Here is a 330-nt window from a genome sequence, read left to right as displayed (position 1 = left end):
AAAAAAAAAAAAAAAAAAAAAAAACCCCCCTTTTGTCGGGGGGGCCCTTTTTGCTTTATTTGATGCCTGGCGATTCCCTACTCTCACATGGGGAGACCCCACACTACCATCGGCGCTACGGCGTTTCACTTCTGAGTTCGGCATGGGGTCAGGTGGGACCGCCGCGCTATTGTCGCCAGGCAAATTCTTTACAACGTGCCGAACTTTAACCTAAAAAGTGGTGCTGATACCCAGAGTCGAACTGGGGACCTCACCCTTACCAAGGGTGCGCTCTACCAACTGAGCCATATCAGCACGCTAAATTTGATGCCTGGCAGTTCCCTACTCTCA

Annotated in this window: 1 tRNA gene and 1 rRNA gene; both read right to left on the bottom strand. The window is 50.6% G+C overall.

The features are described 5' to 3' along the window. Nucleotides 1-64: 64 nt before the first annotated feature. A 5S ribosomal RNA gene (gene rrf / locus HMPREF9538_RS24720) occupies nt 65-180 on the bottom strand. Between the two features lie 38 nt (nt 181-218). Further along, nucleotides 219-294, bottom strand: a tRNA-Thr gene (locus tag HMPREF9538_RS24725). Between the last annotated feature and the right edge of the window lie 36 nt (nt 295-330).

Origin of the sequence: Klebsiella sp. MS 92-3 (assembly GCF_000195655.1) — a bacterium.
Classification (GTDB): Bacteria; Pseudomonadota; Gammaproteobacteria; order Enterobacterales; family Enterobacteriaceae; genus Klebsiella; species Klebsiella pneumoniae.
Note: the sequence above shows the minus strand (reverse complement) of the source record. Positions and strands in the feature narration are given on the sequence as shown.